Origin of the sequence: Cystobacter fuscus, assembly GCF_044360685.1 — a bacterium.
Lineage (GTDB): Bacteria > Myxococcota > Myxococcia > Myxococcales > Myxococcaceae > Cystobacter > Cystobacter fuscus_C.
Genome location: NZ_CP043491.1, coordinates 2,459,410 through 2,473,987, shown reverse-complemented (window position 1 = coordinate 2,473,987; position 14,578 = coordinate 2,459,410). Strand labels below are relative to the sequence as shown.

Sequence of the window (14,578 nt, the reverse complement as noted above, 5' to 3'; positions counted from 1 at the left end):
ACCGCGTCAACCCCTCGCTCTTCTAGAGGAGGAGCGAGGCCCGTCAAATTCCTCACATCTTCCTCACCGCCTCGGTGTGGGGCCGATCTTCCGGCGCGCAACGCCTGTCAGCGTTGACAGACAAAAGAGCGATTTGTTACCAACCTCGGGCTTTCGCAGAACAACGTGGGTGGAGGAGCGGATGACCAAGGCAGAGCTCGTGGAGGTGGTGGCGGCGCAGTCGCGGCTGACGAAGAAGTCGGCGGCGGAGATTCTCGACATCGTCTTCGCCAACATCGGCAAGGCGGTGAAGAAGGACCAGCGCTTCAGCTACCCGGGCTTCGGCACCTGGTCGGTTCGTTCTCGCAAGGCGCGGAAGATCCGCAACCCGCAGACCAACGAGATGATGAAGCTCAAGGCCTCGAAGACGGTGGGCTTCCGGCCCGCCAAGGAACTGAAGAACTCGTTGTAGCCTCGTTGTCGTTTGAGGGGCCCGCGAGCGCGCTCCGGCCTCAGAGAGGGCGTCGTCCGAGAGGACGGCGCCCCTGTCGTTTCCGGGAGTCCGGCAGCGACTCGTGGATGACGAAGGAGGGCAGCTCCCCCGACTCGGTGGGGCCCATCACGTCGAGCGGATCGCTCGGCTCGCCGTCACGCCACAGCTCGAAGTGCACGTGCACCCCGGTGGCCATGCCCGTCCTGCCCGCCGCGCCCAGCACGTCGCCCTCGTCCACCACGTCCCCGGGCACCACCAGCAGCCGCGACAGGTGGCTGTAGCGGGTGGTGACGTTGCCGTCGTGCTGGACGATGACCTGGTTGCCGTGCCCGCCATTCCACCCGGCGCGCAGCACCACGCCCTGGGCCGCGGCGGTCACGAGCTGGCCCGCCTTGGCCGCGAGATCCACCCCCTGGTGGTCGCGCTCCGTGCCGAGGATGGGGTGCAGCCGGCTGCCGAAGACGCTGGTGACGACGACGGGCTCCACCGGCCAGCTCAGCGAGAGCCGCTTCGGCGCGGCGCGGGTGGACGGGCGGCGCAGCTCGGCCATGCGCAGCGCGAGCGCGTCCATCCGGGCGAGCACCGCGTCGGCCAGCTCCGCGGGGATGTCCCCGTAGGCGCGCGCGTCCAGTTCCAGCTCGGCCTCCAGCGATGTCCGGGTGCGCACCACGTCCAACGAGGACGTCTTGCGCGCGGGGCGGCGCAGGAACTCGTCCAGGAAGCCGTTCATCCTCCGCCAGTTGATGACCTGGGCGTCCGGCATGGCGCTGCCCTGCGACACCTGGGTGCGCGCGGCGCGCGCCTGCTCGACGAAGGTGGCCAGCGCGGCCCGCAGCTCGGGGGACTCGGGCGCCTGCCTCGAGGCGGTGGCCCCACCGCGGGTGCCCATGTCCTGGCGAGGAGACACAGCTCCCGGGTCCGGGCCCGAGGGATAGGGCGCGGGATCCGAGTACAGCTCATCGAAGCTCATCTTCGCGCGCGCGCCCGGATGGGCGCACGCCGATGCGACGAGCAGCAGCAAAGGGGCCAGACGACGCAAGGGGCGTCAGTCTACCAACGCCGTGGAAATCAGCCAGCCAGCGCCCGGCGGATGCGCGCGAGGCCCTCGTCGACGTCCGCCGACGACACATCCAGGTGGGTCACCAGGCGCACCGCGTGAGGCCCCGTGCCCGTGGAGCCGGCGAGCACGCCATGGGCCGCCAGCTTGCCGAGCATCTCGCGCACGGGGAGGGGGAACTCGGCGACCACCATGTTCGTCTCCACCTGGGCCGGCGTCACCTTCACCCCCGGCAGCTCCGCCAGCCCCGCCGCGAGCCGGCGCGCGTGGACATGGTCCTCGGCGAGCCGCTCCACGTGGTGCTCCAGCCCGTACAGCGCTCCGGCGGCGAGGATGCCCACCTGGCGCATGGCCCCGCCCAGGCGCTTGCGCAGCCGCCGCGCCTCGTCGATGAACTCCCGCGAGCCCAGGATGGCCGAGCCCACCGGCGCGCCCAGGCCCTTGGAGAAGCACACCGCCGTGGTGTCGGTGAGCGAGGCCCAGGCCGAGGCCGGCATGCCCGTGGCCACCGCGGCGTTGAAGAGGCGCGCGCCATCCAGGTGCACCGCCAGCCCCGCCTTGCGCCCCGCCTCCACCACGCTGCGGAAGAGCGCGAGCGGCCACACCCGGCCCCCACTGCGGTTGTGCGTGTTCTCCAGCGACAACAACCGCGAGCGCGGACCGACGAAGTCCGTGCGCACCGCCGCCGTCACCTGCTCGGCGGTCACGAGCCCATCGGAACCGGCCAGCGGCGCCGGCTGGACGCCCCACAGCCCCGACAGCGCGCCGCTCTCGTAGTGGAAGATGTGGCTGTTGGCCTCGGCGAGCACCTCGTCGCCCTGGCGGCAGTGCAGCCCCATGGCGATCTGATTGGCCTGGGTCCCCGAGGGCACGTAGAGCGCGGCGGGCAGTCCCAGCACCTCGGCGATGCGCTCCTCCAGCCGGCGCACCGTGGGGTCCTCGCCGTAGATGTCATCCCCCACGTCGGCCTCGGCCATGGCACGGCGCATGGCGGCGGTGGGCTTCGTCACGGTATCGGAGCGGAAGTCGATGGGCTTCATGGATGTCCTGAGAGGGTGTCCTGAAAGGTAGTGGAAACTTCTTTACGGCACAGGTCGCTCTGACGTACAGCCGTGCGCGTGGCACGCGAATCATCGCAGTCCAAGCGCCTGCGGGCGATCGAGGTGTTGGAGCGGCTGGAGCGCGCCATGCCGGACGTGCGCATCGAGCTGGATTATCGCACTCCGTTGGAGTTGTTGGTGGCCGTCATCCTGTCCGCCCAGTGCACGGACAAGCGGGTGAACCTCGTCACCCCCGCCCTCTTCCAGCGCTTCCCGGACGCGGCCGCCTACGCGAGCGCGAGCGTGGAAGAGGTGGAGCCCTTCATCCAGTCGTGTGGCCTGTACCGCGCCAAGGCGAAGAACCTCGTCGCGGCGGCCCGGGCGCTGGTGGCGGAGCACGGCGGTGAGGTGCCTCGCTCGCGCGCCATCCTGGAGACGCTGCCCGGCGTGGGCCGCAAGACGGCCGGCGTGGTGTGCATCCACCTGGGCGGCGATGACGCCTTTCCCGTGGACACCCACGTGAAGCGGCTGGCGTTCCGGCTCGGGTTCACCCGTCACGTGGATCCCGACAAGGTGGAGATGGACCTGCAGGCGCTGCTGCCCTCGGAGCGGTGGATGAAGGGCCACCAGCTCCTCGTGTGGCATGGGCGCAGGACGTGCTTCGCGCGCTCGCCCGCGTGCGAGCGCTGTCCCGTGGCCGAGTTCTGCCCGAAGAAGGGCGTGGCGCCTTAAGCCGACGGCCGGGTCTCGCGCGACGCCTTCACGCGCTTCATCCGCTTGCGGATGAACTCGCGCTTGAGCGAGGAGACGTGGTCCACGTAGACGGTGCCATTGAGGTGGTCCGTCTCGTGCTGCACGGCGATCGCCAGCAGCCCGTCACACACGCGCGTCTGCTCGTGGCCCTCCTCGTCGAGGTAGCGCACCGTCACCACCGCCGCGCGCTCCACGTCCTCGGACTCGCCGGGGATGGACAGACAGCTCTCGTGGTAGGTGGCCTTGCCCTCCAGCGCGATGAGCTCCGGGTTGATCATCGCCAGCGGCTGGGACTCGGGCTGGCTCGGACGCGTGTCCAGGACGATGACCCGCTGCAACACGCCCACCTGCGGCGCGGCGAGCCCCACGCCCTGGGCGGAGTACATCGTCTCGAACATGTCCCGGACCAGCGTGCGCACGGTGTCGTCCACGCGGGCCACCGGCCGGGCCTTCTGCTTGAGGACGGGATCGGGCCAGATGAGGATTTCTCGGACCATCCGCTTCTCATAATCCCAACCCGGTCGGACGGGCAACCCGCGCTCTCGGGCCCCCGCCGCCGGGCCGTTGGCCCTGGACGGACGCCTCCCCTCCCCCCAGCCGGGCCTCAGTCCAGCAGGCTCCGGGCGTATTCCTCGCGCAGCCGATCATCCGCGAGCGCCCGCGCCGCCTCGCTCAGGGTGTTGGAGATCTGCTGCGCCCGGTGCTGGAGCACCGGATCCGGATGCCCCGCGAAGCGCAGGGGGTGGAACTCGGCGGACAGCAGCGCATGGGCGCGCTTGACGTCCTCGCTCCCCGCGGTGCGCGCCAGCCCCAGCACCGAGAAGTAGTCCGCGTCCTGGATCTCCTCGAACTTGGACTCCAGCCGGCGCACCTCCAGCTCACCCGGAGCGTCCTGGCCGGACACCGGGACCGCGGGCCTCAGGACGATGAGCCCCAGCGTGTGCAGCAGCGAGAGCAGCTTGAACGCGGTGTCCTGGGGCAGGCCCGCGCCCAGGAGGAGCTGCTCGAGCGTCTGCTCCCCGTCCACTTCCGACAGCAGCCGCAGCTCGCGCGCGGACAGGCCGAACGCCTCCGGCATGGACTCGCCCCGGAAGACCCCGGCGCGCAGCCCTCCGGCGGCCGACAGGAAGGACTCCGCGGAGACGTGGTCGCGCAGCGCCTCGGCCAGGAGGTGGAGCAGGGGCCGGGTGGAGGCGGCGAGCGCCACCTCGTGGGGCGGTGGCTCCTCGACGAGCCGGTAGAGCGAGGAGTCCTCGCCGAACGCGTCCAGGGCCACCTGCTCGGTGTAGCGCTGCACGAGCGGGACGACCTCGTTCTCCAGCAGGTGGCCGCGCGCGCGCATGGTGTCGATGAGCGCGCCGGTGGAGGAGCCGCGCACCAGCCGCAGCTCGTTCTCCTGGCGCGCGTCGATGAGCGCGTCGGCCCGGGCCCGGTCGATGAGCGACTCGTCGGGCGCGGAGGACAGGGCGCCCACGAGCCGCCCGTCCTTCAACCACAACACGCGCAGGGCCCCGGTCCCCTTGAGCTCGAAGCGGGCCTGGAGCCGCGCCGACTGGAGCCGCGTGAGGAGCGAGGCGAGGCCCTCCCGGTTGACGCTGCCCGCCCGGGGGATGTCCACCAGGGAGCCCCCGGGCTCCTCGAAGGTGATGAGCGCCGCGCGGCTCCGGGCCTCCGCGGCCTCGGCCTCCGCCTGGAGGCGGGCGAGCCGCTCCCCGGATTGGGCCCGCGCCTGCTCCAGCCGCTCCACCTCGCGGCGCGCTTCCGACAACGCACTGCCCAACCGCTCCGCCTCCGCCCGCGCCTCGTCGAGCTGGGTGGCGCGCTCGGCCAGGGACTCCTCCAGCCGGGCGAGCCGCTCGGACAGCTCGGCGGACTCGCGCGACCAGGCCTCGCGCGCGTGGAGTCCCGCCTCCACCCGGGCCAGGGCTTCGTCCCGGGCACGCTCGGCGGACTCGGCCCGGGCCTCCGCTTCACCCCGGGCCTGCTTCTCCTCGGCGGCGCGGGCCTGCGACGCGGCACGCGCCTTCTCCGCGCGCTCCACCCGCAGCTCCATCTCGACGCGCAGCCGCTCCGCCGTCACCGCGCGCGTCTCCGCGTCCACGCGCGCCCGCTCCAGCTCCTCGGCCTGGGATTCGGCCTCGGAGCGCGCCTGCGTCGCGCCCTCCAGCCGGGCCTCCCATTCCTGATGCCGCCGGGACAGGGCCACCTCGCGCATCTCCGCTTCCTCGCGGGCGCGCAGCTGGCTCTCCGCCTGGGCGAGCGCATCGTCGCGCTCCTGCTCCGCCGTGCTGGCACGCGCCTCCGCGCGCAGCCGGGCCTTGTCGGCCGCCTCGGCGCCCTGCTGAGCCCGGGCCCGCTCCCGGGCCTCCCGCTCCGCCTGGGCCTCCGCCTCCGCCCGCGCCGCATCCGCCGCCTCGGCTCGGGCCTCCGCCTCCGCCCGGGCCTGCATCTCCGACTGCACGCGCGCATCCGCGGTGGTGCGGGCCCGCGCCTCCACGTCCATCCGCGCCTTCTTCTCGGCGTGGCTCCGTGCCTCGGCCTCCGCCCGGGCCCGCGCCTCGGCCTCCGCCCGGCTCTCGGCCTGGGCGCGCGCCTGGGCCTCCGCCGCGGCGCGTGCCTCCGCCTCCGCCCGGGCCCTGGCTTCCTTCTCCACACGCGCCGACAAGTCCTTGCGCGCCTTCGCCTCCGCGTGGGCTCGCGCCTCCCACTCCCCACGGGACTTCGCCTCCGCCTCGGCGCGCGCCTCCGCCGCTTCCCGCGCCGTGCGCTCCGCCTCCGCCCGAGCCTCCGCCTCCGCTCGCGCCGCCCGCTCCTCCTTGGCGCGCGCCTCCGCTTTCACCCGCGCCGCCCGCTCCTGCTCGGCCCGCGCTTCCGCCGCCTCCCGCGCCGTGCGCTCCTGCTCGGCCTGGGCCTCCGCTTCCACCCGCGCCGCCCGCTCCTCCTCGGCTCGCGCCTCCGCCTCTCCCCGGGCAACCCGCTCCGTCTCGGCCCGCTCCTCCGCCTCCCGCAGCGCGGCCTGCTCCTCCTCGGCCCGGGCCCGCGCGTCCACTCGCGCCGACTGCTCCTCCCGCGCCCGCGCCTCCGCCCGCGTTCGCGCGGCCCGCTCCGACTCCGCCCGGGCTTCCGCGTCCCTCAGCGCCGCCCGCTCCTCCTCGGCTCGCGCCTCCGCCCGGGCGCGCGCCTCCGCCTCGGACGCCACGCGCCGCTCCGCCTCGAGGCGCTGTCGCCGCTCCTCCTCGAGCTGGCCTCGCAGCTCCTCGAGCCGCTGGTGGAGTCCGGCGGCATCCGCCTGCCCCGTGCGCGCCTCCTCCAACCGCCGCTCCAGCTCGCGCCGCAGCGTGGCCTCGCGCTCCCGCTCCCCGGACAGCTCCGCGAGCCGCGCGCGCTGCGCCTCGGCTTCCCGCCGCAGCGACTCCTCCCGGCCCGCCGCCTCCCGCGTCAGGCGCTCCCGCTCCAAATTGAACGCGGCCTGCCGGTCCGCCAGCGCATCCGAGTGCTGCTGCAGCGAGAAGTGGAGCTCCTCCGCGAACGCATCAGCCTCCGCGCGATCGCGCTCCGCTTCCTGCAGCGCCTTCTGGGCCGCATCCCGCTCGGCCTGGAGCTGCGCGAGCCGCCGCTCCGTCCGCATCAGGCGCACTTCCAGGACGGCGAGGGCCTCCTCCGCCGGGAGCGCATCCACCTTCGCGGGCGCGCCCACCTCCGGCACGGGCTCCGCCACGGCCCTCGGCGCGCCCTCGCGAGCGGGCCCGGACGCGGCCTTCTCCGGCCCGGAGTCGAACCAGTCCGCCGCGCTCTCCTGGTGCGGCTCCTCCCAGGACTCGGGCGCGTCACCTTCCGTCGGCAGCGGCGCGTCCTCCGGGACGGGCTCCAGGTCCGAGCCCTCCAGGAGCCGGGGGGACTCGGGCGCCAGGGTCCGGACCTCCGCCTCGCGCAGGGCCGGCGTGGGCGCCACGGGCGTGGGCTCCACGTCGAAGAACCCCTCGTCCCCGAGCTGGGGTCCGGCCCGGGCGGCGAGCTCGCCCGGCGAGAAGTCATCGGAGGCTTCCAGCCCATCGCGCGCACGGGCCTGCGCCGATTCGATCTCCCGCTGCGCGCGCCGCTCGGCCTCGGCGCGGGCCTCCGCGTCGACGTCCACTGTCTCCGGGCTGATGGCCTTCACCGGAGGCAGCGACGGCAGGGGCTTGACCGGCTCTGGAGCCAGCACGGGAGCCGACACCGGCCCCATCTCCACCGGGCTCACCGCGGTGATGGTGGGAATGGTGCGCCCCGAGCTGACGGCCTGCTCCGTCTGCCCGAAGAGGGACTCCGCCTCGCCCTCCTGCTCCAGCTCGGCCGGCACCGGCGCGGGCTGGGCGGGGGCGAAGACCTCGGGCGGAAGGAGCGGCAGGGGCACTTCCCCCGTCAATCCCACGTGGGAGAACAGCTCATCCGCGTCGAGCGCGAACGGGGACGTGGGGAGCGCGGGCTCGCTCCCGGAGGCGCGGCCCGGCCCGGCCTGCCGGGGAACGAGCCCCGGAGGACCCGAGCGCGGCGGGAGCGGCTCGAGTGGCTCGAGCGGCGGCTCCGGCTCCTCTTCCTTCACCACGTACCAGCCCTCGGGGCCGGAGGGCGAGTGGATGAGGGTGGACACCTGCGCCACGAAGTTGGCCCCGTCCAGGGGCAGCGGCGCCACCGGGGCGGCACTGCCGGTGATGGGCTCGCCCAGCAGCAGCACGCGCGCCAGCCGCATGTCCGGGTGGAGCCCCAGCTCCTCGAGTACCAACGGACCGCGTCCTCCCTCCACCCCGGGGGCGAGGATGATGAGCGCGGGCAGGTGGTGGCCAAAGGCGATGAGCGCATCCGCCACGGACGTGGCGAGGATGACCTCATGGCCCTCGCGCGTGAGCAACCGCCGCACGGTGGCGATGATGGCGATGTCGTCGTGGACGAGGAGAACCGATTCGGCCATTGGGGGCGCAGGAGTCTACAACATGGCCGCGGGATCCACGTCGATCGTCACGCGCACCGCGGAGGGAATATCGACCAGTTTCGCCTCCAGCCTGGCCAGCAGGGGCGCGAGCGCGGCGTGGGTGGGCGCCTTGAGCAGCAATTGCCAGCGCGTCTTGCCGCGGATTCGCGAGATGGGCGCCACGGCGGGCCCGAGCAGGCGCACCCCCCAGGAGGCCGGAGGCATGTGCCGGCCGATGAAGTCGCCGAGGAAGCGGGCGACACTCGCGGTCTGCTCGGGGCTCTCGCCCTCCAGCCGCACCGCCGCCATGCGCGTGTAGGGAGGCCAGGACAGCGCGCGGCGCCGCTCCAATTCGCCCTCGGAGAAGCCCTCGAAGTCGTGGGCGAGCATGCGCCGCACGGGCTCGGCGTCCGGGTTGTACGTCTGCACGAGCACCCGCCCTGGATCCTTGCCGCGTCCGGCCCGGCCGGCCACCTGGGTGAGCAGATGGAAGGTGCGCTCGGCGGCCCGGAAGTCGGGGATGGCCAGCGACGTGTCCGCCATCACCACGCACACGAGCGTCACCCCGGGGAAGTCGTGCCCCTTGGCCACCATCTGCGTGCCCACCAGCACGTCGATCTCCCGGCGGGCGAAGGAGGCGAGCAGCTCGGTGAGGCGCTCGGCGCTCGTGGCCGAGTCCCGATCCAACCGCGCCACGCGCGCCTGGGGGATGCGCTCGGCGACCTCGGCCTCCACGCGCTCGGTGCCGATGCCCAGCTTGAGCAGGGGCCCGGTGCACTCGCGGCAGTGCTCGGGCACGCCGTGGGCCTCGCCGCAGTAGTGGCACACCAGGCGGTTCTGTGAGCGGTGGTAGGTGAGGCACACGTCGCAGTCGCCACACTTCACCGAGGCGCCGCACACCTCGCACAGGAGGAAGGTGCTGTGGCCGCGGCGGTTGAGGAAGAGGATGACCTGCTGGCCACGCCCGATGGTCTCCGCCATGGCGTCGAGCAGGGGCTGGGAGAGGATGGGCGCCTCCTGCGTCTGGAGCGGATCCTTCGGGCGCTCCTGGCGCAGGTCCACGCACTGGAGCGTGGGCATGGGCCGGTCATCCACGCGGTGCTTGAGCTCGAGCTTGCGGTAGCGCCCGCGGCGGGTGTTCTCCAGCGTCTCCAGGGACGGGGTGGCCGAGCCGAGCACCACCACGGCACCGGCCTGCTTGCCGCGCACCACGGCGAGGTCGCGCGCCTGGTAGCGCAGCTTGTCCTCCTGCTTGAAGGACGGGTCATGCTCCTCGTCCACGACGATGAGGCCGAGGTTCTCCACGGGGGCGAACACCGCCGAGCGCACGCCCACGGCGATGCGCACCGTGCCCTTGCGCAGGGCCTGCCAGTGGAAGAGCCGCTCGCGGTCCTTGAGGGCCGAGTGCAGCACGGCCACGTCGGCGCCGAAGCGGCTACGGAAGCGCCCGACGAGCTGCGGCGTGAGGGCGATCTCCGGCACCAGCACGAGGCTGCCCTTGCCCTGCTCGAGCGCGCGCTCCACGGCGCGCAGGTAGACCTCGGTCTTGCCGCTGCCGGTGACGCCGTGGAGGAGGAAGGGCTGGAAGCCGCCCGTGTCCACGGCGGTATGCAGCTCCTTCACCGCGGCGTCCTGCTCGGGGGTGAGGTGCTCGGGGCGGTTCTGGCCGAGCCCCTCGCGCACGCCGGGGGCGAGCACCACTTGCTCCAGCCGCACGAGGCCGCGGGAGGCCAGCTTGCGCAGCGTCTCGCGGGCGCCGGGGATGGCGTGGGCCACCTCTTCCACGGGGACTCGGCCGCCCACGGTGAGCAGGTAGGCCAGGGCGGCGGACTGGGCGGGGGCGCGGCGCAGGGCGGCGGGGGCCTCGGTGACGAGCGCCTCGGCGAACTCCTGCACGTCGGGCTTGGCCTCCTTCTCCTCCTCGGCCTTGGTGAGCCCCGGGGGAAGAGCGCCCCGGATGACCTCGCCAAGAGGGTAGCGGTAGTGCTCGGCGGCGAAGCGCAGGAGCGCGATGAGATCGGGCGGGAGGGAGGGCGAGTCCTCGAGCACCTTGAGGATGGGCTTGAGCTTGACGTTGGCGCCCTCGGCGGGGGGAGCGGCGGGGCCGAGGAAGAAGCCGAGCGTCATGCTCCGGCCGAAGGGGACGAGGATGCGCTGGCCCGGCGAGAGCCTGCCGGACAGGGACTCGGGGACGGAGTAGGTGTACTCGCCGCGGACGGGGCGGCCGACGGCGACGGAGGCGAGGGAGGGGGCAGGCACGGTGACTCAGGGGCCACTGTAGCGGCGGCTCCTGACACGGGTAGTTTCCGGCCAGGGGAGCCCCTCCCCCCTCGGTCGGAAATCTTGACATCAGGGAGAAGCGGATTGAGGCGACCTCTTGGGTTTGGCGCCCGGCATGTAGCACTTGCCCTGGTACTCGGCCGTATCCGGGTCGCAGGGGGGCTTCTGTGAGAGTTCCACCCAGCACCCGCCGTTGATCTCCACGACGCTCCGGTTGCGCTTGCAGGGCGGAACCGCCTGATCACGGAGGGGCTTGTCGGGCATGGGATAGGTGAGGGCCACCGGGTCCGACTCCGCCAGATCGACGAAGGACGAGTCCTCCTCCTGGGAGAGGGAATTCGCGGGTTCTCCCTGAGCGAAGGGGGACGGAGCTTCGGAGAGACTCACCAGCAGCCAGACGCCCAGAGCGAGTGAGAGACCGGTCCAGTTCGCGGCCGTGCGGCCCATGCTCCGGTGTGAAGAGGGAGGAGTCGGAGACAAACCCGAAGCGAGGTGTGCCTGGAGCCGGGGACTGTGCTCCACGCGCGAGACGGCGGCGGAGGTGAGCACGAGGATGTCAGCCAGTTCCGACACGGGCACGGACGCGGGAGCCTCCTCCACCCTCACGGTCACCAAAGTGGGTTGTGGCTGGCACAAGAGGGAGACCCGCCAGGGCCCCTCGGGCCGCCATTCCACACCGTCCGTGGGCAGCAGTTGCAGGACTGGCTTTCCCGTCTCCACGTCCCACGCGTCGTGGAGACTGCCCAGATCGGTCCCCACCTCGTCGTAGGCACCGCCCCGTTCGAACGGCCCCCACCCACTCCCCATCCCGCTCTTGTCGTCCGCCACGTGCACTCCCGATCAGTTCGGCGCCCAGCGGAGCGGATTCGACCTGTCACGTCAACACGAAGCACAGATCCGATAAGCGTGCCCTTGCTTTCCTCGAGACATTGCGGAGAGAGACGAACACTCCGGGTAGGTTCGTGGTCAAGCCCTGAAGGAAATTGCACATGGACTGGTACCTGATGACCCGTGATGGGTGGAGCATTTCAGTTCAGCAGTTCGTCGCCCTACTCAAATCACGATGGCCATTGCTCAAGCTCAAAGACGCGTCCAGCCCAGAGGGGTTCCGGTCCATCGATTTTCAACTCGAGATGTCAAACTCGACAATTGATGGCTCCCTCGGCGGCGAGGGCTCGACCATCATCAATAACGGCGCACTGCGAGACTGCGCAGAGTTCGCGCTCTGGTATGGCTTGATGATTTCCCCCGAAGCCAAGCCCTTGACGCTGTTCGACGAGAGCTACAATCACCGTATCGAGCTTGGGGAGAAAACAACTCTTGAGGACATCCTGCTCACCTTCAAGAACAAGCCGAACCAGTAGAACATCTGGCTCCACGAGATGGAACTGGAAGGCATGGGATCCAATCCGTGTAGGGTTGGTCGAGACCACCCCTGCTCCCGTGCTGGTCACTCATCGTCGGCCCCGGGCTCCGGACGTTGGATGAGACCGGCCCGGTCGAGCAGCTCGCGCACACGGGCGGTAAACGCTACGTGCTCGGGATTGGTCGCCGTCATACGCTCGGGAGAAAGGACGAGCAGCCAGCCCAACATCCCCACCGGCTCGATGCGTACCGGAGCGGGCAGCGGCGGCACCGTGCCCAGCCGTCGCGACAGGTACGTCAGCCACCCCACCCTCACCTCCCCCTCACGCTTCTCCACGAGGTCCACCATCTCCGAGGAACTAACCATGGCAAAGTCGGGGTCCCAAGCCGTGGCCAGGCTGGTGAGCACCTCGGCCAGCAGTGGGGCACGCAGTATCCGCTCCCGCGGTGGGCCCTCCTCGGGCGGATTGAACAAGCACACGTTCACGGCCCCCGGAGAATAAGCACCGCAATACAACTCAATGCGGGTCCATTGACTCCCCTTCGCGTTCCAGACGTGCGCGCCGAAGCCTAAATCCTCGATGACTTCCTTGTCGACGTCCGTACGAAGTCTCCCACGCAGGAACAACTGCTCCCACTCTGCTGCATCTGCGCGGACAGGATGACCAGGAAGCGAGCGGGGGGCACCACGCCCTCTCCGATACCACTGAGTGAACGTCGGATCACACCGCGCCAGCATGTGAAAGAAAAGTTCCGCACGCCGGGCACACTCCAGCGGCGTCTCCTTGCGAGGTCCCCAGTACCCACCCATGTAGTACCGCTCGTCCATGCGCACCCCTCACGTCGTCGGCCGTGTATAGCGGACGTCAATGTCGCCTAACCGATTCTTTTTGAAGATCTCACGGAGAAAGCTCGCGAACTCCGCTTCGGCCACGTGCCAAACCAGCGGAAGCTTCAGGTCCCTTGCCAGCCGCGCCTGAGTCCTGGCCTGCTCCATCAGATCCTCGAATCCCTCTCCAGCAAGAAACCAGGGCTGGGCTGAACCATCCTTCTTGAGGAAGTGCTTATAATTAGCACCCTTGGCCTCCAGCAGTTCCTTGCCGTTGAATCCGTCGAACTCTACTTTCCCAATCGTGTACACGTACCAGGAGGGCCGTCCCGTTATCTGCTCCTGGTAATCCAGCGCCTGCCTGGACTCGGTGGTGGGCTTCTTGTACGTCCACTTGCCCGGCCCCGTCCCAGAAGCCGTTCCGGTGGACGCCCCCTTCTTCCCGCTCGCGCCGCCGGGGTTCGCCGGACCTCTCGCCATGTGGAGGATGGAGAGGGCTCCCAGGTCCATCCCCACGGTGCTGGCCGTCGCGACTCCCGCCACGGCGACACCGCCCAGCACCAGCTCGCCCCTCGCCGTGAGTGACAGCGCCGGCAGCTGTGCCCCCAGCCCACTCATGCGCCCCACGGAGCCCGCTGCTCCCCCGAACATCAGGAGCACGTGCGTGGACAGGCGCGCCGCCTCGCGGATCTGGTCCTCCCGCGACATGGCTCCATAGCGCGCGAAGTACTCGGGCGAGGAAGCTACGAGGAGCGCCACCGTGCCAGGCAGTTGCGCCAGGTCCTCCACCGTGCGGATGGGATGAAGGATGGACTGGGCAAGCGCCACCGCCATCTCCCCCAAGGCATCCTGGGCTCCGTCGAGCGCGGCGTTGAGCGGGTCTCTCCCCAGGCCCAGCTCGGCCAGAGGCGGGACGTCCACGCGCCGCAGGGCCTCATTCACCGGGTAGAAGACGCCCCCACGAGAGAAGTAGAAGTCGCCCACCGCGAGCGGGCCCGCCTTCCACACGCCCTCCACGAGTCGAAGGGCGCCCAGTCGTTGAAGGGGCGTCCCAGTAGGCGCGGCCACCAGGTAGCCATCCGGTCGCACCAGCACCAGGAACAAGAAGCGCTCGGCACGCCACTTCAAATCCGCGTACTCCACGCGCTCGCCGCCCACGAGCACCTCGCGCAACAGCCAGGAGAGCACGCGGCGCGGGGCGAAATTCCGCTGGGTGACGGGCGTCTTCGCCAACTGGCCCCCGTGTAGGGTCGGCCGGTACGGCCTTGCGCCACACCCTGATCTTGCCCTGGTCACTCCTCGCCGGTCACGGGCTCCGGACGAGGGAGGAGACCGGCCCGGTCGAGTAGCTCGCACACGGAGCGGTGAACGCCACGTGCTCGGGATTGTTCGCCGTCATGCGCCCTGGAGGAGCCCTCCACATCCGGCGCCATGGTACCGTCACGCGCGCGCGGGCTCGTCCGCGCATGTTGGCAAGGGAGCGGCACATGAAGGGAAAGCACATCATCGGCGGCTTGTTCCTGGCGACGGGCCTGATGGTTGGCGGATGTGGTGGAATGGAAGTCGATACGGACACCCATGACGAGTCGGCATCCCGGCAGGATGCCGTCTGGCTTTGCGAAGTGGGCGTGAACTGGCACATCGAATACTTCAGTGATGCGAGCCGGACGCAGTGGGTGGGTGCCTATGACTGTACCTGCGACGGTCAGCTCACGCTGATTGGCAAGAGGACCGCCTACTCCACGTCGACCCCTCCGCAGTCCTGTTACTGACGCACACCGAAGGGCTCCACCGCGCCGAGGAGCCACCTCCCACCAGGGCTCGGGCCCTCGAG

Annotated in this window: 12 protein-coding genes; 4 read left to right on the top strand and 8 right to left on the bottom strand. The window is 71.0% G+C overall.

Annotated features, from left to right (window positions below):
• Nucleotides 1–181 precede the first annotated feature (181 nt).
• Nucleotides 182–451 (top strand): HU family DNA-binding protein, encoded by a 270-nt coding sequence (locus tag F0U63_RS10250; RefSeq protein ID WP_043430183.1) that lies wholly within the window; start codon nucleotides 182–184, stop codon nucleotides 449–451.
• Between the two features lie 40 nt (nucleotides 452–491).
• Here F0U63_RS10250 and F0U63_RS10245 read toward each other — a convergent pair whose 3' ends face one another.
• Both F0U63_RS10245 and F0U63_RS10240 read right to left on the bottom strand, forming a co-directional pair.
• Nucleotides 492–1,511 (bottom strand): M23 family metallopeptidase, encoded by a 1,020-nt coding sequence (locus F0U63_RS10245; RefSeq protein WP_395845709.1) that lies wholly within the window; start codon nucleotides 1,509–1,511, stop codon nucleotides 492–494.
• Between the two features lie 29 nt (nucleotides 1,512–1,540).
• Nucleotides 1,541–2,569, bottom strand: a complete 1,029-nt coding sequence (locus F0U63_RS10240) for a threonine aldolase family protein (RefSeq protein ID WP_395845708.1) — start codon at nucleotides 2,567–2,569, stop codon at nucleotides 1,541–1,543.
• A 72-nt stretch (nucleotides 2,570–2,641) separates the two neighbouring features.
• On the opposite strand from F0U63_RS10240, the gene nth reads away from it, so the two are divergent.
• Complete coding sequence (nth, locus tag F0U63_RS10235) at nucleotides 2,642–3,301, top strand: endonuclease III (protein ID WP_395845707.1); 660 nt, start codon at nucleotides 2,642–2,644, stop codon at nucleotides 3,299–3,301.
• Here nth and def read toward each other — a convergent pair.
• The 4 genes from def to F0U63_RS10215 form a co-directional block, all read right to left on the bottom strand.
• A complete protein-coding gene (def, locus tag F0U63_RS10230; protein ID WP_395845706.1) occupies nucleotides 3,298–3,819 on the bottom strand; it encodes a peptide deformylase in 522 nt (173 codons plus the stop codon). The two genes, nth and def, sit on opposite strands and share 4 nt — an antisense overlap.
• A 107-nt stretch (nucleotides 3,820–3,926) precedes the next feature.
• Nucleotides 3,927–8,270, bottom strand: coding sequence for a hypothetical protein (locus F0U63_RS10225; RefSeq protein WP_395845705.1), 4,344 nt, complete (start codon nucleotides 8,268–8,270; stop codon nucleotides 3,927–3,929).
• Nucleotides 8,271–8,285: 15 nt separating this feature from the next.
• Complete coding sequence (gene priA, locus F0U63_RS10220; protein WP_395845704.1) at nucleotides 8,286–10,529, bottom strand: primosomal protein N'; 2,244 nt, start codon at nucleotides 10,527–10,529, stop codon at nucleotides 8,286–8,288.
• A gap of 90 nt (nucleotides 10,530–10,619) precedes the next feature.
• Entirely contained in the window at nucleotides 10,620–11,378 is a 759-nt protein-coding gene (locus tag F0U63_RS10215; protein WP_395845703.1) for a hypothetical protein, read from the bottom strand.
• A gap of 161 nt (nucleotides 11,379–11,539) precedes the next feature.
• On the opposite strand from F0U63_RS10215, the gene F0U63_RS10210 reads away from it, so the two are divergent.
• Nucleotides 11,540–11,914, top strand: a complete 375-nt coding sequence (locus F0U63_RS10210; protein ID WP_395845702.1) for a hypothetical protein — start codon at nucleotides 11,540–11,542, stop codon at nucleotides 11,912–11,914.
• A gap of 86 nt (nucleotides 11,915–12,000) precedes the next feature.
• Here F0U63_RS10210 and F0U63_RS10205 read toward each other — a convergent pair whose 3' ends face one another.
• A complete protein-coding gene (locus F0U63_RS10205) occupies nucleotides 12,001–12,744 on the bottom strand; it encodes an Imm52 family immunity protein (protein ID WP_395845701.1) in 744 nt (247 codons plus the stop codon).
• Nucleotides 12,745–12,753: 9 nt separating this feature from the next.
• Complete coding sequence (locus F0U63_RS10200) at nucleotides 12,754–13,977, bottom strand: Tox-REase-5 domain-containing protein (protein ID WP_395845700.1); 1,224 nt, start codon at nucleotides 13,975–13,977, stop codon at nucleotides 12,754–12,756.
• 254 nt (nucleotides 13,978–14,231) lie between these two features.
• Between F0U63_RS10200 and F0U63_RS10195 the strand changes: the two genes are divergently transcribed.
• On the top strand, nucleotides 14,232–14,516 hold the full coding sequence (locus F0U63_RS10195) for a hypothetical protein (RefSeq protein WP_395845699.1): 285 nt from the start codon (nucleotides 14,232–14,234) through the stop codon (nucleotides 14,514–14,516).
• Nucleotides 14,517–14,578: the final 62 nt, after the last annotated feature.